18 protein-coding genes and 1 other RNA gene are annotated in these 22,718 nt (G+C 54.2%); 6 read left to right on the top strand and 13 right to left on the bottom strand.

Annotated elements, in window-relative coordinates:
* Nucleotides 1-32 precede the first annotated feature (32 nt).
* Nucleotides 33-1,328, bottom strand: a complete 1,296-nt coding sequence (locus D5085_15685; GenBank protein ID QEP44442.1) for an OmpA family protein — start codon at nucleotides 1,326-1,328, stop codon at nucleotides 33-35.
* 166 nt (nucleotides 1,329-1,494) lie between these two features.
* On the opposite strand from D5085_15685, the gene grxD reads away from it, so the two are divergent.
* On the top strand, nucleotides 1,495-1,836 hold the full coding sequence (gene grxD, locus D5085_15680) for a Grx4 family monothiol glutaredoxin (protein ID QEP44441.1): 342 nt from the start codon (nucleotides 1,495-1,497) through the stop codon (nucleotides 1,834-1,836).
* An 89-nt stretch (nucleotides 1,837-1,925) separates the two neighbouring features.
* A complete protein-coding gene (gene parE / locus D5085_15675; GenBank protein QEP44440.1) occupies nucleotides 1,926-3,821 on the top strand; it encodes a DNA topoisomerase IV subunit B in 1,896 nt (631 codons plus the stop codon).
* Between the two features lie 10 nt (nucleotides 3,822-3,831).
* Here the strand turns inward: parE and D5085_15670 are convergent, their stop codons facing one another.
* From D5085_15670 to D5085_15625, 10 genes are read right to left on the bottom strand one after another with little or no spacing between them, the layout of a single operon-like run.
* Nucleotides 3,832-5,628 carry a DHH family phosphoesterase gene (locus D5085_15670; protein QEP44439.1) on the bottom strand — a complete coding sequence of 599 codons (1,797 nt, stop codon included), beginning with the start codon at nucleotides 5,626-5,628 and terminating at the stop codon, nucleotides 3,832-3,834.
* Between the two features lie 28 nt (nucleotides 5,629-5,656).
* Complete coding sequence (locus D5085_15665) at nucleotides 5,657-8,149, bottom strand: glycogen/starch/alpha-glucan phosphorylase (protein ID QEP44438.1); 2,493 nt, start codon at nucleotides 8,147-8,149, stop codon at nucleotides 5,657-5,659.
* 33 nt (nucleotides 8,150-8,182) lie between these two features.
* On the bottom strand, nucleotides 8,183-9,655 hold the full coding sequence (gene glgA / locus D5085_15660) for a glycogen synthase GlgA (protein QEP44437.1): 1,473 nt from the start codon (nucleotides 9,653-9,655) through the stop codon (nucleotides 8,183-8,185).
* Nucleotides 9,656-9,657: 2 nt separating this feature from the next.
* Entirely contained in the window at nucleotides 9,658-11,829 is a 2,172-nt protein-coding gene (gene glgB / locus D5085_15655; GenBank protein ID QEP44436.1) for a 1,4-alpha-glucan branching protein GlgB, read from the bottom strand.
* Nucleotides 11,830-11,837: 8 nt separating this feature from the next.
* Nucleotides 11,838-13,205: a 4-alpha-glucanotransferase gene (gene malQ, locus D5085_15650; protein QEP44435.1), complete on the bottom strand. Its 1,368-nt coding sequence runs from the start codon at nucleotides 13,203-13,205 to the stop codon at nucleotides 11,838-11,840.
* Between the two features lie 15 nt (nucleotides 13,206-13,220).
* A complete protein-coding gene (locus tag D5085_15645) occupies nucleotides 13,221-14,930 on the bottom strand; it encodes a glycoside hydrolase (protein QEP44434.1) in 1,710 nt (569 codons plus the stop codon).
* Between the two features lie 5 nt (nucleotides 14,931-14,935).
* Nucleotides 14,936-16,216 carry a glucose-1-phosphate adenylyltransferase gene (gene glgC / locus D5085_15640; protein ID QEP45190.1) on the bottom strand — a complete coding sequence of 427 codons (1,281 nt, stop codon included), beginning with the start codon at nucleotides 16,214-16,216 and terminating at the stop codon, nucleotides 14,936-14,938.
* 59 nt (nucleotides 16,217-16,275) lie between these two features.
* Nucleotides 16,276-17,283 carry a glucokinase gene (gene glk, locus D5085_15635; GenBank protein QEP44433.1) on the bottom strand — a complete coding sequence of 336 codons (1,008 nt, stop codon included), beginning with the start codon at nucleotides 17,281-17,283 and terminating at the stop codon, nucleotides 16,276-16,278.
* Nucleotides 17,284-17,307: 24 nt separating this feature from the next.
* The gene (gene hflD, locus D5085_15630; protein ID QEP44432.1) at nucleotides 17,308-17,946 is read right to left on the bottom strand and encodes a lysogenization regulator HflD; all 639 of its coding nucleotides are present in this window, start codon (nucleotides 17,944-17,946) and stop codon (nucleotides 17,308-17,310) included.
* Nucleotides 17,947-17,960: 14 nt separating this feature from the next.
* On the bottom strand, nucleotides 17,961-18,380 hold the full coding sequence (locus D5085_15625) for an RNA-binding protein (GenBank protein ID QEP45189.1): 420 nt from the start codon (nucleotides 18,378-18,380) through the stop codon (nucleotides 17,961-17,963).
* 298 nt (nucleotides 18,381-18,678) lie between these two features.
* Here D5085_15625 and D5085_15620 point away from each other — a divergent pair, with 298 nt between their 5' ends.
* Nucleotides 18,679-19,005, top strand: coding sequence for a hypothetical protein (locus D5085_15620; GenBank protein ID QEP44431.1), 327 nt, complete (start codon nucleotides 18,679-18,681; stop codon nucleotides 19,003-19,005).
* 36 nt (nucleotides 19,006-19,041) lie between these two features.
* Here the strand turns inward: D5085_15620 and D5085_15615 are convergent, their stop codons facing one another.
* A complete protein-coding gene (locus D5085_15615; protein QEP44430.1) occupies nucleotides 19,042-19,236 on the bottom strand; it encodes a hypothetical protein in 195 nt (64 codons plus the stop codon).
* Complete coding sequence (locus D5085_15610) at nucleotides 19,217-20,140, bottom strand: hypothetical protein (GenBank protein QEP44429.1); 924 nt, start codon at nucleotides 20,138-20,140, stop codon at nucleotides 19,217-19,219. The genes D5085_15615 and D5085_15610 overlap by 20 nt, the downstream gene beginning before the upstream one ends.
* A gap of 113 nt (nucleotides 20,141-20,253) precedes the next feature.
* Here D5085_15610 and D5085_15605 point away from each other — a divergent pair, with 113 nt between their 5' ends.
* The 3 genes from D5085_15605 (at nucleotide 20,254) to D5085_15595 (ending at nucleotide 22,716) form a co-directional block, all read left to right on the top strand.
* Nucleotides 20,254-21,879, top strand: coding sequence for a methyl-accepting chemotaxis protein (locus D5085_15605; protein ID QEP44428.1), 1,626 nt, complete (start codon nucleotides 20,254-20,256; stop codon nucleotides 21,877-21,879).
* 23 nt (nucleotides 21,880-21,902) lie between these two features.
* An RNA gene (gene rnpB, locus D5085_15600) (RNase P RNA component class A) lies at nucleotides 21,903-22,247 on the top strand.
* Between the two features lie 40 nt (nucleotides 22,248-22,287).
* The gene (locus tag D5085_15595) at nucleotides 22,288-22,716 is read left to right on the top strand and encodes a hypothetical protein (GenBank protein QEP44427.1); all 429 of its coding nucleotides are present in this window, start codon (nucleotides 22,288-22,290) and stop codon (nucleotides 22,714-22,716) included.
* Nucleotides 22,717-22,718 lie beyond the last annotated feature (2 nt).

Below are 22,718 nucleotides of genomic sequence, written 5' to 3'. Positions count from 1 at the left end.
TGCTAAAGAGGGGGAGGGGGGTAAGTTTAGAGCTACTGCTTTATTGTCCGAGAGACACTCATCACCACGCGCCGATTCTGCTGCCGTCCTGCATCGGTGCTGTTATCGCCAATCGGTGTGGACTCCCCAAACCCTTTAGCGCTAATCACAATCGGGTTAACACCTAACCCTATCAGGTGGTTGCGCACGGCATCGGCTCTGAGTTGCGATAGTTTACGATTGTAGCTCTCGCTACCACGGCTATCGGTGTGCCCTTCGATCATAATGCGTTCAAAATCTTCGACCTTGACATACTGGCTAATAAAATCGGCCACCTGCTGTAGCTCGGCGTGGTAGCGCTGATCGATCTCGCTGCTATTGGTGGCAAACTGTACACTTAATCGAACCGATACGACCTTCTCTTCAAGCTGAACACAGCCGTGACTATCGACGATAACACCTGCGCCGGTATTCGGGCAGCGATCATTGGCATCAATGACCCCATCGCGATCACTGTCGAGAGGACAGCCGTAACGATCGACCGCGATGCCAGCCATCGTTGACGGGCACTGATCGTTAGCATCGGCCACTCGATCTCCATCGCTATCTAACATACACCCCTGCTCATCGACGGCCACATTAGCCGGGGTGGTTGAGCACTGATCTAGGTAGTCAGCCACGCCATCGCGGTCACTATCGAGCAGGCACCCTTGGCCATCGACAGCAGCACCTGCCGGGGTATCTGGGCACTGATCGCTGTAGTCAGAGACGCCATCACTATCGCTATCGGTCGATTTACGGCGATCATCGAACAGGTAGTTTATCCCGGTAGCGAGTTGCAAATCTTGGGTATTTTGCGCCGCACTATCTTGATCTCTCACCGCCAGTAGCCGTAAATCGGAGCGCCAGCTTAGGTTATCGTTAAAATAGTAGTTAAAACCACCGCCTACATTGAGTAAATGATCGACATCATTTTGGGTCGAGTCGGTATCGATAATAAGCTGACCTACGCCGGCGGCAAGGTAGGGGACTAGGCTCTGCCCCTGATCGAAGTGGTAGAGGCCATCGAGCTGCCACTGCTTATGTTTAACATCATCACCACTTGTCTCAACTTCGCTCTTTCCTACCTGGCCACTTAGCTCCAGACCGATATTGGAGGTAAAGAGGTATTGATAGCCGTAGCGGAGCATCATGCCGGTATCAAATCCGGTATCACTATCAAAGTCGGTTGCCCCCCCTAAAAGGCTAAGCGCATCGCGTTGGCCGCGCTCTTCGGCCATGGATTGGCTCAGTGGAAGGGTCGTTACGAGCGCTAACGAGACTGCAAGGGCAAGGCATCGTTTCTGCATACAATACTCCTTAAAACGAATAGAGAGGGTTTAAAAGTGGCTTAATGGTAACAGGAAAATAAAATTTAAACCGTATTTTTAGCAGCTATTGATATCGGTAGCTATGATAACCATATCCTTTCCGACTTTTTTGGTAAAGATTTAACTGAAATTTTGAGGTGAATGAATGGACGATGTACTACAGCGCATTGATGAACAGGTAAAGGGCAACCCGATTGTTATCTACATGAAGGGGACGCCGCAGATGCCGATGTGCGGCTTCTCTAGCCGCGCCGTTCAGGTGATGCAGAGCTGTGAGGTCGAGTTTGCCCATGTCAATGTCTTGGCGGATGCTGATATTTTTCAGAACCTGCCCCGCTACGCCGACTGGCCGACTTTTCCGCAGATCTATGTCAGCGGCGAGCTCATCGGCGGCCACGATATTTTGATGGAGATGTACCAAAAAGGGGAGTTAAAGCCGCTACTACAGCAGGCATCTGGCGCAAAAACTGCCTCGGATAGCCAATAATCTTTGTAACCGATTTGGACTCTCCCCCAAGGCCTGCTATATTGCGGGCCTTTTTTATTGCCGGAGCCATGAACAGGTGCAGCTAGCTAATGAGTCATAACTACACAGCGGAATCGATTGAGGTTTTAAGCGGACTAGAACCGGTACGCAAACGGCCTGGGATGTACACCCAAACCGAACGCCCTAACCACTTGGTTCAGGAGGTTGTCGATAACTCGATCGACGAGGCGATGGCCGGTTTCTGCAGCCGCATTGAGGTCACTCTGTTAAAAGATGGCTCGGTAGAGGTCAGTGATGATGGTCGTGGAATGCCGGTCGATATCCACCCACAGCAGGGGGTTCCTGGGGTTGAGGTGATTTTAACTAAACTCCATGCTGGCGGTAAATTCTCCCATAAAAACTATCAATTCTCTGGCGGCTTACACGGTGTCGGGGTGTCGGTGGTCAATGCACTCTCTAAATTGCTCGAAGTGAGGGTGCGGCGGGATGGCAATGAATACGCCATGCGCTTTGCTAATGGCAACAAGGTGAGCGATCTGGAGATTATCGGTAAAGTTGCCAAGCGAGTGACAGGAACGATAGTGCGCTTTCAACCGGATGAGACATTCTTCGACTCTCCGACCCTCTCCCGCACCCGTTTAACCCATCTGCTGCGCGCTAAAGCGGTGCTCTGTCCGGGGTTAACGATTCGCTTGGTGGACGAGGTGAACGATATTGAGCAGGAGTGGTGTTACGAAGAGGGGTTAGCCGACTACCTTAGCTCTAGCTTGCAGGGGGCCGAGAGGGTGCCAGCGGAGCCGTTTATCGGCAAACATGAGGATAGCCAGCAGGCAGCCGAGTGGGCACTGGTGTGGGTTCCTGAAGGGGAGGGGATCAGCGAGAGCTATGTCAATCTCGTCCCGACCTCTCAAGGGGGGACCCATGTTAACGGTTTACGAAGCGGGTTGACCGAGGCGATGCGGGAGTTTTGTGACTTTCGTAACCTATTGCCGCGTGGAGTCAAATTGGCACCAGAAGATGTCTGGGAGCGGGTTAGCTATATTCTGTCGGTCAAACTGGCCGATCCGCAGTTCTCTGGTCAAACCAAAGAGCGCTTATCATCGCGGGAGTGTGCCGGCTTTGTCTCGGCCGTGGTGAAAGATAGCTTCTCATTATGGCTCAACCAGCACCATGAGTTAGGCGAACAGCTCGCTGAGCTGGCGATCAATTCGGCTCAAAAAAGGCTTCGTGCTGGTCGTAAGGTGGAGCGGAAAAAGATCACCCAAGGGCCGGCGCTACCGGGTAAACTGGCCGATTGTAGTACGACCGATAGCTCTCGTACCGAGCTATTTCTGGTGGAGGGGGATTCGGCCGGAGGCTCCGCTAAGCAGGCTAGAGATAAGGAGTTTCAGGCGATTATGCCTCTACGAGGCAAGATTCTAAACACTTGGGAGGTCGATTCAACCGAAGTGCTTGCGTCGCAGGAGGTGCACGATATTTCGGTCGCGATTGGCGTTGATCCAGGCTCTGGTGATCTTAGCAAACTGCGTTACGGCAAAATCTGTATTTTGGCCGATGCCGACTCCGATGGAGCCCACATCGCCACCCTATTGTCGGCCCTCTTTTTACGCCACTATCGACCGTTAATCGCCGCTGGCCATCTCTATATCGCCATGCCGCCACTCTACCGTATCGATATTGGCAAAGAGACCCTCTATGCGCTCGATAACAGAGAGCGGGACGCCATTTTACAGCGCATTGAGCAGGAGAAGCGGCGCGGAAAAGCACAAGTTACCCGTTTTAAAGGGTTAGGGGAGATGAACCCTAAGCAGCTACGAGAGACCGCGCTTAACCCCGATACTCGACGCTTAGTACAGATGCAACTCAGTGATAGTGACGGGGAGGCGGATAACCATTTAATGGATATGCTGTTGGCTAAAAAGCGTTCAGCCGACCGACGCCACTGGCTAGGCAGCAAGGGGGATTTAGCCCAACTGACAGGATAGAAGGGAGCGGTTAAACGGTAATGATGCCAGTAACCCTTAGCTGTAGCGCCTCCATCCCTCGGTAGTCGTTTCTTATCGGGGTAAAGAGAAAGCGGTAGCTTTGGCCCTGCACCACTGGGGTATTGCCGAGCGGATCGAGTGCAAAAAACCAGACAGCGTTAAATCTGTGGTGGCAGGCGGTGAGCTCCAGACGCAGGTGTTCACCATTTTTTCCCATGTGAAAGAGCCGCTCAATAGTAAAGATCGCCTCAAAGGCGGCCGCTGGAAATTGGCGTCCGAACGGTTCGAGTCGCTCTAACTCTGTTACCAGATCTAGGGAGAGCAGCTCGGTCGCGAGCTCTCCATCACTATAGATCACAGGTTCAAACGGTTGAGGATGCTGCTGCTCGATTGCGGCGCAGAAGTGGTGGATAAATTGTGGCAGCTTGTCTCGATAGAGGGTGAAACCACCGGCGGCGGCGTGGCCCCCATACCCAGGACCGCAGTCGGGGATGGTGTCAAAACAGTGCTGTAGTACCTTGCGGGCGTGAACAGTGTCGAGACTGCGCATTGAGCCGGAGAGTAGCTGTTCGTCGTGGCGGTGGGGGGTCATACAGGCGACCGGCATACCGCTGCGCTCTAGGAGGCGGCTAGCAACAATCCCCTGAACACCGGGGTGGCCCTCTGCTAGGTAGAGGGCTAGGCCATATTGGTACCTGAAGTCGATTAGGCGGATCTGGGCCATCGCCTGCTGTACCATCTGCTGCTGTACCTGTTTGCGCTGCTGGTTGTAACCACTGATCTCAAGCCAGAGCTGTTCTGCCTCACTGTGGTTGGGGGTTAGCAGAAATTTGAGTGCCGGCCAAGGGGTTGCCATGCGTGAGGCACCGTTAATGCGTGGGGCGACATCAAAGGCTAGAGCTGAGGCGTTAATCGTGCCATGACTGCCGGCCTCCTGCCGTACAATTTGCCAGGCTGGATGGTTAGAGCGATTAATGATCTCTAATCCCAGCTTTACCACGGCGCGATTATTGTGGCTGTGGGCTAGGGTAACACAGTCGGCAACGGTACCTAAGGCGACAAAGTCGAGATAGCGGCTTAGCTTCGGGGCTGATGCGGGTAGTCGGTTCGATTCAATGAGCGCCACTCGAACTTGACACCAGAAGAGCCAAGCAACCATACAGCCGGCAATGGTCGGATCGCCATAGCCGCTGTCGGCTCTAATTGGGGAGAGGGTGGCCAAGGCGGAAGGGGGGGGGCTCGCTTGCGGTAGTTCATGGTGGTCGGTGACGATGACATCGATACCGGCCTCTTTTAACTGCGCAATGCGAGCCTCATCGCTTGAACCGCAATCCATGGTGATGACTAAAGTGGGTCGGGGAGTGCGCTGTAGTAGTCGCTGGCAGAGGTTATCTGACAATCCGTAACCATCATTGATTTTATGGCCGATCTCTGAGATTAGCTGTGCTGGCGCTGTGTTGAACTGCTGCTCTAGGATCAGTCGCGACAGGGCGTGACTGGTGAGACCATCGGTGTCGGAGTCGGAGACTAAGGCGATGATTTCGCGATCAGCTAACGCCCTAACCATGCGCTGGGCGGCTAGTAGGGCATCGGGGAGCTGATCGGGATGGGTTAGATCGGCTGCGGTGGCAAATAGCGTCGAAACGGCAGCGCTGCCCCGCGTGCGGCTAGCGGCGATTCGGGCAGCGGTGGGCGAGAGTTTTACCTCGCCGCTGGTAAAGGCGGCAAGCTCCTCTTCGGTAACCGCACGCCGCCTCAGGTGGCTTAGCCAGCGGCCATTGTGGATCTGCAGCGGCAGTGGGGTCACCTCTGTTATCGTATATCGTATCGTGAAGCTAGGCGGTGATCGGGGTCAGTTTCCAGATATCGTTGTTATAGTGACTAATGGTTCGATCTGTGGAGAAGAAGCCGCTACTGGCGCTATTGAGAATACTCATCTTAATCCAGCGACTCTGATCCTGATACGCCTCAGCCGCCTGCTGTTGGGCAGTGACATAGCTGCTGAAGTCGGCCAAGGTCAGCCAAGGATCGTGTGGGTTGAGCAGGGCACGAATAATATCATCGAATAGGCCGGGTTCATGGCGGTTAAAGTGGCCGGAGGTTAATAGCTGCATCACCGCTTGCAGATGGGTGTCATTATCGATATAGCTTTGGGGCCGGTAGTGTTGGCGCAGATCTGAGACTTCGTCCGCTTTAAGCCCAAAGAGGAAGAAGTTCTCCGCCCCGACAGCCTCTAAAATTTCGATATTGGCCCCATCGTAGGTGCCGATGGTTAACGCCCCGTTCATCATGAACTTCATATTGCCGGTGCCGGAGGCCTCTTTGCCTGCCGTTGATATCTGCTCGGAGAGATCGGTACCGGGGGCGATAATCTCCATCGCCGAGACGCTGTAGTTGGGGAAGAAGGCGACTTTCAGTCTGTTGCCAATGTCGGAGTCGTGGTTCACCACATGGGCAACATTATTGATTAACTTAATAATCTGCTTGGCCATCATATAGCCGGGAGCAGCCTTGCCACCAATCAGTACCGCGCGGTTAGTCCAGTTGTGGCAATCACCGCTCTTAAGGCGGCGGTAGAGGTGGATAACATGCAGGATATTGAGCAGTTGGCGTTTATACTCATGAATGCGTTTGACCTGTACATCAAACATCGATTCGGTATCGAAACGGATACCACACTCCCGCTCTACGATGGCGGCGAGGCGCTCTTTATTCTCCAGCTTAGCTTTAGCCCACGCTTTATGAAAAGGTTGGTTCTTTTTGCCTTTAGCGAAGGGTTTGAGCTGCTCAATTTGGCTGAGATCACCAATCCAGCTATGACCGATCTTTTGGCTAATCAGGCGGCTCATGGCGGGGTTGGCGTGGGCGATCCAGCGCCTAGGGGTGACCCCGTTGGTTTTGTTGTTAAACTTTTCCGGCCATAGGGCGTAGAAGTCGGCAAATAGCCCCTGTTGCAGCAGATTAGAGTGGAGTGCGGCAACGCCGTTGACGGAAAAGCTGCTAACGATGGCGAGGTAGGCCATACGAATCTGCTTAACCGGCCCCTCCTCAATAATCGACATCCGCCGTAGTCGAGCCGTATCGCCAGGCCAGCGACAGGAGACGATATCCATAAAACGGGCGTTAATATCGTAAATAATCTCCAATAGGCGCGGCAGGAGGCGCTCAAATAGGGGGACCGGCCAGCGCTCTAGCGCCTCTGGGAGTAGGGTGTGGTTGGTATAGGCCATGGTTTGGGTGGTGATTTTCCATGCGCTATCCCAGCTTAGCCTATAGTCATCCATTAATAGTCGCATCAGCTCGGCAACGGCAATGGTGGGGTGGGTATCGTTCATTTGAAAGACATTTTGGGCGGCAAATTGGCTAAAATCGACCCCGTGTAGATCGATCCAGCGCTCTAAAATATCTTGTAAACTGGCCGAGGCGAGGAAGTACTGCTGCTTTAGACGCAGCTCCTTGCCGTTTTCGTTACTATCGTTCGGATAGAGTACCATTGAGATGTGTTCGGCGGTATTTTTGGTAGCCACCGATTCGGCGTAGTCGCCAGCATTAAACTCATCTAGGTTGAACTCGTTGGTGGCGGTCGATTTCCATAGCCGCAGAGTGTTAACGCGACCGTTGTTGTAGCCCGATACCGGAACATCGTAGGGGATGGCCAACACCTGTTCGGAGCTAATCCAGCGGCTGCGGTGGCGTCCATCGGGGCAGATAAAGTGTTCGGTGTAGCCGCCGAAGTGGACGGTTTGGGCATATTCGTGCCGCTCTAGCTCCCATGGGTTGCCATCGACTAGCCAGTGATCGGGGTTTTCGACCTGATAGCCATTTTCGATATGTTGGCGGAACATGCCGTACTCATAACGGATACCGTATCCGAGCACCGGTAGGTTTAAAGTAGCACAGCTATCCATAAAGCAGGCGGCTAGCCGTCCTAGACCACCGTTACCGAGACCGGCGTCATGCTCCTGTTCGATAAGATCTTCCATCGCCAGCGAGAACTGCTGCATCGCCACCTCAGTCGGCTGTTTTAGATCGAGATTGAGCAGGTGGTTAGCTAGTGAGCGGCCAATCAGAAACTCTAACGATAGATAGTAGGCGCGGCGGGTATTAGGTCGGGAGTCTCGTAACCATGTTTCGCGCCAGTTCTCCATCACCCGATCCCGAATGGCGAGCGAGAGGGCGTAGTAGAGAAAGTAGGGGTTGCAGCCCTGAAAACGGCCTAGGTGGTGCATTAGGTAGCGCTGAAAATCTTGCGAGAGCGCCAAGGGATCGTTATTAATGTCGGGAATATTGGGTAGCAGACAGACATCAGTGGTTGAGGTTTCTTTCATGGAAGTATCCTGTAGTTGAAAATAGAGGGGGGTCTATAATTTAATCAACTCATAGAGCGCTTGATAGTGTAACGCGCTATGGTGCCAATCGAACTGGTGCGCCATGCCGGTGCGTATTAGCTGTCGCCACTGAGCGGGATGATTTTGGTAGATATCTATCGCTCGGTAGATAGCGCCGAGCAGCGAGTCGGTGGTCGGCTGATAGAAGCAGAAGCCGTTGGCGGTCTTGGTGGTTAGGTGATCTAAGGTGGCATCGACGATCGAGTCGGCTAGTCCGCCGACGGCGTGGACAATCGGCGGGGTGCCATAGGCGAGGCTGTAGAGCTGATTTAGACCACAAGGCTCAAAACGGGAGGGCATTAGAAAGGCGTCACAGCCCGCCTCAATACGGTGGGCGAGCTCTTCGGAGTAGCCGAAGTGGAGTGCGACTTGACCGGGATAGAGGTTCGCGAGCGCCTGTAGTTCGGCCTGATAGTGGTGCTCGCCGGTGCCGAGTAGAATAAAGGTCGCTTTATGGTGGCCTAAAATACGGGGAATCGCGGTGGCGATGAGATCAATCCCCTTTTGTGAGACCATGCGGCCGATAAAGCCAAACAGTGGTGAGCGCATCCGCTCCTCATCGACAGTGAGGTTAAATAGGTGCAGTAGCTCCTCTTTATTCGCTCGCTTGCCGGCTAGATAGTGGTGGTTTAGCGAGTAGCGGGTGGTGAGGTATGGATCGCCCTCCGGGTTCCATACCGAGCTATCGATGCCGTTTAAAATGCCGCTAAATTTGTGGTCGATGGCGCGAAACAGCCCCTCAAAGCCGTAGCCGTGGTGGGAAGATGTCACCTCGCGAGCATAACTTGGGCTGACGGTCGTCACTCGGTTAGCAAAGACAATCCCCGCTTTGAGCATGGAGAAGTTGCCATAAAATTCGACCCCGTCCGGATGCCACCACTCCCACGGCAGTTGCAGCGTATCGTACTCAAGACGGGAGAAGATACCGGCATAGGAGAGGTTATGGATAGTAAATACCGAAGGGGGAGAGTAGGGGCGCTGCGATAGATAGGCGGGGATAAGTCCGGTCTGCCAGTCGTGGGCATGTACAATATCGGCACACCAGCTTAGGTGGGCGTGGTTCAGAGCTAGCTCGGCCACTGCTCTACTAAAAATGGCAAAGCGTTTGCCGTTATCGGGCCAGTTCTCACCCATCGGGTTAAGGTAGGGGTTACCTGGGCGATCAAACAGCGCTGGAATATCGACTAAAAAGAGTGGCAGGTTAAACCGTTCCGTTTTGGCCTCGAAGATGCGTACACTCAGACGCCCATCGGGGCTATCGAGATCCATCCAACCGACAATTTTAAGCTGATCGCATTGGTGCAGCACCTCACGATAGGCGGGGAGCACCAGTCGCACATCGTGCCCTAACTGCTGTAGGGCCAGTGGTAGTCCGTAGAGAACATCAGCCAAGCCCCCGGTTTTAATCAGTGGATAGGCTTCGCTCGCGGCAAATAGAATATTCATGGTCAACGCCCTTTGAGGATGAGTGCCGCTAGTGGCGGTATCGTCAGCTCTATCGAGTGGGGCATACCCATCCAGGGGGTCTCTGTTGCCTCAATATCCCCCTGATTACCCAAATTGGAGCCGCCGTAGTGGGCCGAGTCGCTATTAAAGATTTCGGCATAGTGGCCACAGGCTGGAACGCCGATGCGATAGTGGTCTCGTGGTACTGGGGTGAAGTTGACGACACAGACCAGCTTTTCGGTCGGTGCTGAGCGGAAGAAGCTGATGACCGACTGTTCGCTATCGTGGCAGTCGATCCAGTCAAACCCCTGAAAATCGAAGTCGAAGTGGTAGAGCGCCGGATGGTCACGGTAGAGGCGGTTTAAGTCCTGAATGAGCTGCTGCACGCCACGATGGGTGGGGTAGTTTAACAGCTCCCACTGTAGCTGCTGCTTCGCATCCCACTCGACCCACTGCCCTAGCTCCCCCCCCATAAAGAGCAGCTTTTTGCCCGGATGCATATATTGATAGCTGTAGAGGAGGCGTAGGTTGGCAAATCGTTGCCATAGATCGCCCGGCATCTTATCGAGCATGCTCCTCTTTAGGTGGACTACCTCATCGTGCGAAAAGGGGAGGATAAAGTTTTCGCTCCAAGCGTAGAGCTGGCTGAAGGTGAGGCGATCATGGTGATATTTGCGATAGATGGGATCTTCTTGAAAGTAGCTTAAGGTGTCGTGCATCCAGCCCATATTCCATTTAATAGAGAAGCCGAGCCCCCCCATATAGGTTGGACGAGAGACCATCGGCCAAGCGGTTGACTCTTCGGCGATGGTAATGACACCGGGGTAGATCTCATGAACCAGTTCGTTCATTTCGCGCAGAAAGTCGATCGCCTCCAGATGTTCTCGCCCTCCGAAACGGTTAGGTGTCCACTGCCCCTCATCGCGAGAGTAGTCGAGATAGAGCATGGAGGCGACGGCATCGACTCGTAGGCCGTCGATATGGAACTGATCAATCCAGAAGAGCGCATTGGCAATCAGAAAGTTGCGTACCTCGTGACGGCCGTAGTTGAAGATGAGCGTGCCCCAGTCCTGATGTTCGCCCTTATGTGGGTCGCCATACTCATAGGTCGCCTCGCCGGTAAAGCGGGCTAGCGCCCACTCATCACGCGGAAAGTGGGCCGGAACCCAATCTAGCAGCACGCCGATATCGGCCTGATGGCACTGATCGATGAAGTAGCGCAGATCATCGGGGGAGCCAAAACGGGAGGTGGCCGCATAGTAGCCCGACACCTGATAGCCCCACGACTCATCTAGCGGGTGCTCCATAATTGGTAACAGCTCGATATGGGTATAGCCGAGCTGACTGACATAGGGAATGAGGCTATCGGCCAGTTCGCGATAGCTGTAGAAAGAGCCATCGTTGTGGCGCTTCCAAGAGCTAGGGTGGATTTCGTAGATCGCTATCGGGCTATGTTGCCACTCCCACTGTGAGCGCTGAGTGAGCCATCTCTGATCTTGCCAACGGTAGGCCGGTTCGGGGGTCACTAAGGTGGTGGTCTCGGGACGAACCCCTAAGCGTTGGGCAAAGGGATCGGTCTTTAGCAGCAGTTGGCCAGCGGTGGTGCGAATCTCATATTTGTAGGCATCTTCGGCGTGGAGCCCGGGAATAAATAGCTCCCATACCCCAGAGCTGCCACGGTTGCGCATCGGGTGGCGCAGACCGTTCCAGTTATTAAAATCGCCTACCACACTGACGCGGATCACCCCTGGTGCCCAGACGCTAAAGAGGACTCCAGCTATCTCATCAATCGTGGTTAGGTGGCTCCCCATGACTTGCCACAATTTGCGATGTTTACCTTCACCGAAGAGGTAGAGATCCATCTCGCCTAATTGAGGCGCAAAGCTGTAGGGGGAGAGGGTGGTATGACGAACAGAGGCCTTCTCCCCCTTCGGCTGCCAGTGGAGCTGGTAGTGGAGGGGGATTTGGCGTGCTTGTCGAGAGGGGATGACGATCTCAAACAGATCGCTATGCTCAATCCGTTTCATCGGCCCGACATCCTCTAAAATGACCCGCTCCGCCTCGGGCATAAAGGCGCGATAGGCGATGCCATTGCGATGGGGGTGTTTGCCCAAAATCGCGAAGGGGTCGTGGTGGGTGCCGTGTTGCAGGCGCTGAATATCGTCAGTATGCATGGGGTTACCTATCCTCTGTGGCTCTTCTCAATCTGTGTTGCAATCCATTGGCTCAGCTCGGGGGTAAGCTGACTATCATGCAGGTGCCAACGCCAGTTATTCTCGGTGGTGCCGGGGGTGTTCATTCGTGCCTCGGAGCCGAGTCCAAGCCAGTCCTGCATCGGCACGATAGCTAGCGTGGCGGCGGTATTGAGAGTGGTGGTGATGAGGGCGGTGACAATATCGTCCCCGTCGCTCATCGCCAAGTTCTCCCGAATGTGGTTCTGGGTTGCCCCATCAAGGGTATCAAACCAGCCTCGGGTCGTATCGTTATCGTGGGTGCCGGTGTAGGCGGTGGCATTGACAGGAATGTTAGGCGGTTTATGGGGATTATCCTCAAACGCATCAAAACTGAACTGTAGTACCGACATTCCCGGTAGCTGAAACTGCTCTTTCAGGGCGCGAACTTTATCAGTAATGACCCCTAGATCTTCGGCCACTAGGGGGGGATTATCGCCTAGATCGTTCAGTATCTGCTGTAGCATCTCATCGCCAGGTACTGGCTGCCAGTAGCCATCAATGGCAGTATCACAGTTAGCATCGATCACCCAGACCGCCTCCAGCCCCCGAAAGTGGTCGATACGGACGATATCGAACCAGTCGAGTTGGGTATGGATCCGTTGCCGCCACCAGTGAAAGCGGTTATCACGCATCGCCTCCCAGTTAAAGTGGGGGTTACCCCAGCGCTGACCGGTGACAGAGAAGTAGTCGGGGGGGACGCCGGTGACTACGCTCGGCATCCCGTCTCTATCGAGTAGAAACTCATCGCGATGAGCCCAGACATCGACACTGTCGTGGGCAACAAAGATCGGCATATCGCCAAAGAGTAGAATATCGCGCTGCTGCGCTTCGGCACGCAGCTGTTGCCACTGCTGATGGAGCTGAAACTGCTCCCATTTTAGCCGGATCAGGGCATCCTGATGGCGCTCGGTGAGCAGGTGTAGGGTAGCGGGTTCGCGATCACGCAGCTCGGGGGGCCACTGGTACCACGGCTGCTGCTGGCGCTGCTGTTTGGTTAGGGCGAACAGGGCGTAGTCATCGAGCCAGTAGTGGTGCCGTTGGCAGAAGGTGTGAAACTCTTCTGGTAGTGGCTCCCCCTGCGGTAGGGGGGCGATAGCGGGGTAGAGCTTAGGGTTAACCGCAAAGGCAGAGAGGCACTGATAGGGGGAGAGGCCGTGTTGCGGAATACCGAGCGGTAGCATCTGCCAGACCCCTAGGTGGGCAGCGGCCATAAAGTCGAGCCAGCGCTGAGTGTCGGCCAATGTCCCCGAGGGGAGGGAGGTGGGGTGGAGGAGTACACCGGCTCGACGGCGAGTTAAGGGAGCGGATGGGGACATAGGGGCTCCTATCATTTAGCGGTTGCGCCGCATCGTACCGCTATGCTCTGCCTGTTGACTCCCCTGAGAGATGGGGATGTTGAGGCTCGGCGGCGGGTTGAGTTGCAGCAGTTCGTAGAGAAGTTTGAGCTGTTTACGGTAGAGCCGATCAAAGTCGCTCACGCTTTGGGCATTATTGTAGTCACCAAACCACCAAAACCAGTCGGAGCCTTCACAGATAGAGAGCTGCTGTTCGGCAACTCGTTTCTGTTTGGCGGTGAGTTTGCTGCTTTTTATCATCGAATCGTAGGCTTTTTTGGCCTCGACTAGTAGATCCCAAGCGTGGTTTTTGGCATCGGAGCCAATCCAAGTCGAGAAGGTGCCATAGACCCAGCTGCCGGCGCAGAGTCTTTTTAGTTGAATTGGGTGAACCTTTTCGCTGATCGCAGCGTAGGTGGTGGGGTTTAATTGTGGGTGGTGGCAGAGTTGATGATAGAGCTTATTGATAAAGTGGTAGCCGTTATCACGATAGTACTCCCAGGCGTTTTCGCCATCTAAAATCACCGACACCACATGCGATTCGGCCTCTTCATCTAGCCCTTTAGCGATATTCTCTAAGTTGTGAATGAGGTTACTAATGGCATCTTCAGTATCCCATTTACTATACTCAAAGCCGATAAGATCAGAGAGGCCATCATCGCGAAAATAGAGGCGAGTCTGGCTCTCGGCGAGGGTGTAGGGGCGAAAGAGCGACTTGCGACAGCCGATATCGGTCAGCTCGCAGGCCGACTGTTCATAGCTATTGCCCCAGACCGACTCGCCGGTGGCTGTCCAGCCGATATTGAGCCTATCTAGCAGCTCAATGGCATCGCGACTGACCGCCCCCTCTGAGAGCCAGATACCGTTAGGGCGGTGGCCAAAGTAGTGTTCAAACACCTCAATTCCCTTCTGTAGGTGGCGCAAGGAGCGCTCGCTGCCACCGGGGTAACTATCGGCCATGGGGGCAGGGTCGTTCGGCTGTGTGTCGCGCATATTGTGAAAGTCGTTGAGTAGCGGCACGATGGGGTGGCCGTAGGGGGTGACCGACAACTCAATCTGCCCCGACTCGGCCAGTGCCTTGTAACGCGGAATGAGACTAGAGAGCGATTGGTGAATCAGCTCCAGCAGTTGGCGTCGATCTTGTTTGTCAAAATTGCGCCCTTTGGCCAGTAGCTGGGTTAATGGCGGTAGCTGTTTGCGCCAGTAACTGAACCAAGCTAAGTGGTACCATGTGAGCAGATCGAGGAAGAACTGCTCATCGAGATAGTTAAGCAGCATCTCCCACTCATGTTTGCCGCGATCGACATGGCTTAGATTAATTAGCTGCTGATAGGGGGGGTAGGGGGCGATCATGCGGGGGGCGTGCGCCTTTTGGCAATCGGTAATAATCTGGCTGCGTAGGCCGTGGTCGCTTGGAATCGGCTCGACCCCGCTGAGCCAGTTGAGCAGCGGATCGCGCATCGGTTTGTCGCTGTCAAGAAACTGTTCTAGCTGTACCACATAGTCATCGAGCTGCTCTAACAGCACGGGTGCAAAGTTGACTACAGCGTGCATTGCCGGATGGCGCTCTAGGTGGGCGGCCATTTCGTCATAATCCTTGATACCGTGCAGATAGACCCAAGGGAGGAAGTAGTCCCCATTCAGCCCCTCACGATAGTAGGGCTGATGCATGTGCCAGCAGAGAACGAAGTTGACCTTTTTTGCCATGGTTGTTAGTCACCTAATTTGTCATTCGTAAATAGATGTTGTCCTAGCATTTGCGGTGTGACCAGAACAATCCCCTCTTCGGTAATATGGTAGCGTTTTGCATCCTCTTCGCGATCTTCGCCGATGATTGTGCCATCGGGAATATAGGTCCCCTTGTCGATCACGGCGTTAAAGATGCGACAGTTTCTGCCGATAGTGACCTTCGGCAGAATGACGCTATCTTTAACAAAGGAGTAGCTCTCGATTCGGCTAGCAAAGAAGATGACCGAGCGTTTGACTCGGGCACCGGAGATAATGCAGCCGCCGGAGACGAGCGAGTCGATCGCCTCGCCCCGTCGCCCCTCATCATCGAAGATAAATTTGGCTGGCGGATGCTGAGTCTGATAGGTCCATACCGGCCAGTCGCGGGAGTAGAGGTTGAGTTCCGGTTCGATCGCACACAGCTCCATATTGGCCTTCCAGTAGGAGTCAACCGTACCGACATCGCGCCAGTAGGCCGCTTCGCCGGTGGTTTCGTCGATAAAGGGGTAGGCGATAGCAATGGAGTCTTTAATGGCGCCGGGAATGATATCCCGACCGAAGTCGTGGCTAGAGCTGTTATCTCCAGCATCGTTAATTAGCTTAGAGTAGAGGTAATTGGTGGAGAAGATGTAGATCCCCATTGAGGCGAGTGCCTTGTCGGGCTTACCCGGCATCGGTTCGGGATCGGTCGGTTTTTCGGTAAATTGGGTAATGCGGTAGCTCTCATCGACCGACATCACCCCAAAGTCGGTCGCCTCCTCGCGGGGGACTTCGATACAGCCGACCGTTAGATCGGCTCCGGAGCGGACATGCTCCATTAACATTTTGGAGTAGTCCATGGTATAGATGTGGTCGCCACCGAGAATAATCACATGGTCGGGCGAGTGGCGGTGCATAATGTCGATATTTTGGTAGATGGCATCGGCCGTTCCTCGGTACCAGTCTTTATTGATCCGCATCTGGGCCGGCAAAATTTCGACAAACTCGCCAATTTCGGCGCGTAAAAAGCCCCATGCCCGCTGTAGGTGGCGGATGAGTGAATGTGATTTGTATTGTGTTAGTACCCCGATGCGGCGCAGACCTGAGTTGATGCAGTTGGAGAGGGCAAAGTCGATAATGCGATATTTTCCGCCAAAGGGGACTGCCGGTTTAGCGCGCCATTTGGTTAATCCCATTAAACGAGATCCCTCACCCCCTGCCAGAATCAGTACTAGCGTCTTGCGGGTGATCTCGGTGGCTATTTTGGGTTGGGAGTAGTACTTAATCTGTTTGGAGTGTTCGCGGCTGTAATCTGTAGTATGCATATTGAACCTATCTAAAAAATCTATAACAGTGATGTGCGGTAGGAGAGGTGTTGAACGAGCCAGTGCATTGCGCCCCGTAGGCCGATCTGTTGTGAAAGAACGCGCCTAAGCGGTATAGCTGCGACAACCGCCTCCATGCGACCTTTGGCAAGATAGCTTTGACTAAAAGCTGGCTGATCTATCCAGTCGGCCAGTTTGTCGCTCATGCCGCCAGTTAGCCAGATACCGCCTGCCGGTCTGAAAGAGAGTGCCACATTTCCGGCAAATGCTCCATAAATTTTACAAAATAATTGGACAGCGCGTTGAGCTTCGATAAGGGGCCGCGCCGCTAGAGCGCTGATCTCTGCCGGTGTTGCCACAGTAACACCCATCGGGGTACCGGTATAGAAGCGGTAGATATTTTGTAACCCCTCGCCACTGAGTAGCCGTTCGTAGGAGAGGTGGCCATAGTGGGGTTGTAGAAACTGCCATAGCGCTAGCTGTTCATTATCGAGTGGGGCAAAATCGGTATGGCCCCCTTCGGTAGCAAAGATATGCTGCTGTTGGTGATCGTGGTAAACATAAGCCTGACCGAGACCAGTCCCCGGGCCGATAACGACCCGAACCCCCTCGGCAGCCGGTGCCGGCTGGTTAGGCAGGAGGGCTTTGTGTTCACTAGCGGTTAAAGAGAGAGTGCCTAACGCTTGGGCCTCAAAGTCGTTAATGAGGTGGTTTTCACTGTGCGGCAGTAGCTGCTGCAGGCGCTCTCGCTCGACGACCCACGATAGGTTGGTGAGGGTAACTCTCACCGTCTCGCTGTTAATCGGAGCGGCGAGGGCTAGCGCACTATGGTGGATCGCCTCTCGCTGTTCAAGGATGGGTAAAAAGGCGGTAATGGCCGCCTCTAATGAGGGGTAGTCGCTGTTTAATAGCTCGCTTTGGCGCACTATCGTCATCGCAGCGCTTCGATCATTTCGATCATGGGGAGAGAAGAGCGCTAGTCGGGTATGGGTGCCGCCTATATCGGCAGCGAGAGCGATAGGGGTCATTGGGTTAGTGGTATCTCAAGTATCTTAAGGGGTGGGTGGGGTGGCGGTGAGCATCTGCCGTGCTTGATGTAGGTAGGCAGAGCGGCGAAACAGTAGCTGCCAGCGACTGCCGCCACATTGACGCCAGAGAATCGTTGCTCGCAGTGCGGCTAGTAGCAGGGCGCGAACTTGCTCGCTGATCCCTGCCTGCTGTAGGTACTCCTCTTTGCCAATTACCATCACCGGCGGGGTTAATGGGCTGATATGTTGGCGGTAGATATCGGCTAAATGGCCAATGACGGCCGGATGGGTGGGGTGAAAGTGCTCGACCTGTCGCCGTACCGCTTCGATATCGTCGCCTAGCTGTTGCAGGGTCTCGTCTGAGCGCTTTAGTGAGCGCTCTAGCGTGGCTAGGGTAATCAGATAGCGCATCATCTGCACATTGCGTTGCGGTGAGCTATTATCCCAGTGGCGGCAGAGGCTCTGCAGACCGAGCTGTAGCGCCTCCAGCGAGCCATAGACATCGATCGTCCGCTCAGGCGTGATGATAAAGAGGCTGCGGATAACCGTCCGGAGAGAGTCGGGATCGACATCACCTCGGTGGGCCAGCCTATCGACCTGCTCCAGAGCCAGATGGAGGCCACCAAGGGCGATAATGCGCTCCTGTAGGGTATGTTTTGCCATGGGAGTGTCAGAATTTAGACGCGCTGTGAACTTGGGTTGCTATCTTCTTCCCCCCCATCGTAACTATCGTCGCTGCGAGGACGGCGGTTATGTCCCTCATTGACCCGTAATTCGCGTCCTAAAAACTCGTGCCCATCGAGCGCCTCTATCGCCTTCATCGCGCCGCGGCCCTCCATTTCGACAAAGGCAAACCCGCGAGGACGGCGTGTTAATCGATCGGTCATAATTCTGACTGTCACCACCTCACCATAGCGGGCAAAGAGGGCTCGTAGCTGTTCTGAATTGGCTTTAAAGGCAAGGTTACCGACAAAGATGGTTTTGTTTTCAAAAGGTTCCTGATTTTCTGTCGCCGTAAAGCGCGCCACTGAGGCGATAGAGGGGGGGAGGCTTAACGAGCTGAGAATCAGCGTAGAGAGCAGGGCACCTAGTGCCATACCATTGACAAAGATTTGTGTGGACGCCATGCTGAGTAGCCATCCAATGAGATAGGCGACAATAGCGGCGATAATGGCGCTGGTGATAGCCAAGGCTATCTGTTTTGAGTTAGGCATGCGAAACATAGGGGTAGAGAACTCCTGTTATTGTAAATAAAAGTGTTGATTAAACACAGATTTCCGGTCTTCCGGAGAGGTATCGAGCGATTTTATTGGTACCGTTAAATTAACGCCGAACCGGTATCATCGCTATATCTTGAGGTTCGGTGAGGCGACATTTTACTAAAGGATACAGATGATGCAAATGACTCTCTATGCCGATGAGCAACAATACCAAGTTAAGATCGACTCCCAGCTCATCGCTGAGGCCGAAGATTACTTTACCAAACTGGAGCGCGATATGGCCAGTGGCTGGCAGTTAGGACGCCAATGGTTACCAGAGCCAAACGCAGAGCAGCGCTGTCAAATTGTGGCTGAGCGGCTGCTGACAGCCCTTGAGACGGGGCGTGATGCGGTTAGTCAGCTAATGGCTGCCTATCTAGCTAGTCGCCTGCCGGGGGTGAGTGAGATTCATATCGGCCCCGAGGGGGAGTTTGAACAGACCCGCTTTGTTCTTAGTGAGTAGGGAGAGCAGGTGGTGCGGCTATTGCAATTTATTGAACTAGGCGGTTATGGCAATTTTGAGCCGCTCTTTACTGAACTCGGGTATCAGGTTACCCCCTTCACCTCGGCACGCAAAATGGTGGCCCATATTCGCAAGCAGCAGCCCGATGCGATTGTCGGTGAGTTTAACTACCTGCCCGAATTTCGAGATCGATTGAGCCAGATGGAGTCGATTATTGCGGCGGTGGCGCAAAATAGTCGGGTAAATATCGTGTTAATCTACCACCCTTACGATAGCGATAAGCTATGTTCACTACAGCAGCGTTTCCCTCGCATCGTAGCGCTGCCGCGCCCTGTAGAGGTGACGCAACTGCGTCAGTTACTGGCGGCGAACTCGGCTTAGCGTTGAGGTTGGCCATAGTTTGGAGGGTAGTTGTATCTTGGCCAGTATGCGGGTGGTGGCGGCAGGGGATAGGGGGCGTAGCGGTTCTCTGTGGGAGGGGAGTCGGTGGTAGAGGGGGGGGTGGGGGTGGCTCCCTCTCGGCGGTGCTGTTCTCGACACTAGTCGCTGTCGCCGTTTCGCCCTCACGTTCGTGAACCACTGCCTCATCGGCCGGCGCGGGGCGCTGCTGCTGAATCGTCGCAATCGCACCTTCTAGTTGGCGCTGAATCGTGGCTAAAGGGCCATCATCACGGGCATCGTTATAGCGGGCGAGCATCGCACCTAGTCCTAGGCCGACAATCACTAGCAAGACTACCCGAAAGTAGGCCGCTGCGATGGAGTGGGGGGCGTGTCGCCTCTCCTGCGGTGGTTTAGCCGCCGCGACTGTTACCGTAGTTAGCTCTGTCACCGGTACCGTTTCGGCTACGGCTACGGTGCCACTATCACTTTTGTTATTGTCATTGTCATTGTCATTGTCATTGTCATTGCTATTACCACTCTCTACCTCGGCTGCTGCGGCAGCTCGAACCCAAGTGTAGAGGGTGCTTCTATTGACATTTAGCGATTTGGCAACAGCAGGGACGCTCTGCCCCGAGTTGACTTGAGCGACAGCTCGCTGTTTAAACGCATCGGAGTAGCGTTGGGGAGACTTTTTAGCCATAACGATCGACCTTTTAGGGTTCAGCTTGGTTAATTGAGCGGCAGTATAGCGCATCTCCTGCCACCGCTTCTAGCAGTTAACGATAAGGGCTGCAACTGGTGGCGCTTTGGGGTATATTGACCGCTGTTGTGATTGCCACCTTAAAGACCCGTAGGAGTGTGACATAAATGTTTAATAACTTGATTTTGCGAGCGAGATTACTGCTACTATCGGTGACTGCCTTTATCGGCATCTTCATGTTATCGGCACTACTAGCGATGTTCAATTGGCACAACCTAATGACCGATCGTGAGCAGATGACTCGCAACTTAGTTGAGGTGGCCTATTCGCTATTGGAGTCCTACCATCAGCGCCAAATGGCGGGAGAGTTGAGCCAACAGCAGGCGCAGCAGTTAGCTCAGGACTCTCTGCGTGCGATGCGTTATGACGAGGATGGCTATTTTTGGATTAACGATATGGATCTTACAATGGTGATGCATCCGGAAGAGCCCTCCCTAGAGGGACGCAGTGTGGGGGAGCAGCAGACCGCAACCGGAACCTATCTGTTTCGAGAGTTTGTCAAAGTGGTGCGCCAACAGGGTAGCGGCTATGTCAACTATCGCTGGCGCCGTGATCGAGGGGAAGAGCCGGTCGATAAAATCTCCTATGTCAAAGGGTTTAAGCCATGGGGCTGGGTGGTCGGTAGTGGTATCTATATTGATGATGTTAAAGAGATTTTCATAAAAGAGGCGTGGATAATTGCGGCCGGTTTGGCGATAATTGTTGGCTTGATGTCGCTACTATCGTGGTTGATTCAGCGCGGCATTCTGCACTCCATGGCCGATCTGGTTCGGCTAATGACCCATGTCAGAGAGAGTGGTGATTTGACCCAAATGTCTCAGCTACACGATAAGAGCGAATTTGGTCAGCTCGGGGGTGATCTCAACCTGCTACTGACCTCTATGCGTGACTTTGTGGCGGAGGTGAAACGGGTCTCCACCGAACTCGAATCGACCTCCGGCTCTATGGCGAACATTGCCAAAGAGAATGCGATGTTGATGCAGCAGCAGCATAGCCAGACCGATCAGGTCGCGGTAGCGATGAATGAGATGACTGCCACCGTCGCTGAGATAGCGCGTAACGCCCAGGATGCCTCCGATGCGGCCAATCGAGTGAAGCAGCTCACGATGGAGGGGGATGCGGTGGTGCAGGGGGCGATTGGGGCGATTACAGCGTTAGCTAGTGAGGTGGAGCAGAGCTCAAAAGTGATCGCCGAGCTTAAACAGGGGAGTGAAAATATCGGCTCGGTGCTCGATGTTATCGGCGGTATTGCCGAACAGACCAATCTGCTTGCCCTCAACGCAGCTATCGAAGCGGCGCGGGCCGGTGAACAGGGACGAGGCTTTGCCGTAGTGGCCGATGAGGTGAGAAACCTAGCACAGCGCACTCAAGAGTCCACCCAGGAGATCCAAGCTATGATCACTCGACTACAGGAGGGGGCGGAAAATGCGGTGCAGGCGATGGCCGATGGGCGTCGGCAGAGCGAAATCGGAGTCGAGAAGGCCAATTTAGCCGGCGAAGCACTGCATGAAATTACCGCCGCTGCGATGACCATTAACGACATGAATGCCCAAATCGCCAGCGCCTCAGAGCAGCAGATGAGTGTCTCTCAGGAGATCGATGCCAATGTCGTCACCATCGCCTCTGCGGCCGACCAGACTGCGGCAAAAGCGAACGAGAATCGAAACCACAGCGAACGGCTAGCCGCGATTTCACAACAGCTATTGCAGATGGCGGAGCGTTACAGAACCTAAGTTAGGCGTTATAATAGCCAGATGAAGTCAGCCAGACAACCGCTCTGCCTTAACAACAGGGAGGAAAGTCCGGGCTCCACAGGGTAGGATGCCAGGTAACGCCTGGGCGGCGTGAGCCGACGGAAAGTGCCGCAGAAAACAGACCGCCGCCTGATAGTTTAGGCGGTAAGGGTGAAAAGGTGCGGTAAGAGCGCACCGCGCTATGAGTAATCGTAGTGGCAGGGTAAACCCCATCCGGAGCAAGATCAAATAGAGGGCGATAGTGTGGCCCGCACTGTCCTCGGGTAGATCGCACGAGGGTCGTGGTGACACGGCTCCTAGATGAATGGTTGTCCTCGACAGAACCCGGCTTATGGCTGACTTCACCTAAATTTTGGATCGAGAAAGAGACGGATCAGGAGGGGGAATATGGCGCAATTTGCGATTGCTAGGGCCGCACGGCTACTTGGCATCAAACGGTGTGAACTGCAACAGATGATTCGCCAAGGTCACCTCTCATCCCAAAACGGCATGGTCGATTATGATGAGTTATCTGCCTGCTACCCAGGGCTACAACTAACACAAGAGAGCGGGGCGAATGAGCGGGCCAAACTGATTCGAGCGACCGCTTTTGGACGACGGGTAAGAGATACCGTTGCCCCTGAGGCGGGCGAGCTGGAGGTGCGGCTGAAGCAGAAAGAGACTGAACTCTCCATTAGTCGCGAACAGGCGCGACAGATGCAGACGCTGCTAAAGGAGCTACTGCAGCAGTTAGGGCAGTGGCAGCTAAACGCAACTCCCGAACAGCGACAGATGTTACAGGAGCTAAATCGGTGGCTAGGGCAACGGATGGGGTAGCG

The sequence above is a fragment of the Ectothiorhodospiraceae bacterium BW-2 genome, assembly GCA_008375315.1.
Taxonomy (GTDB): Bacteria; Pseudomonadota; Gammaproteobacteria; order Thiohalomonadales; family Thiohalomonadaceae; genus BW-2.
Note: the sequence above shows the minus strand (reverse complement) of the source record. Positions and strands in the feature narration are given on the sequence as shown.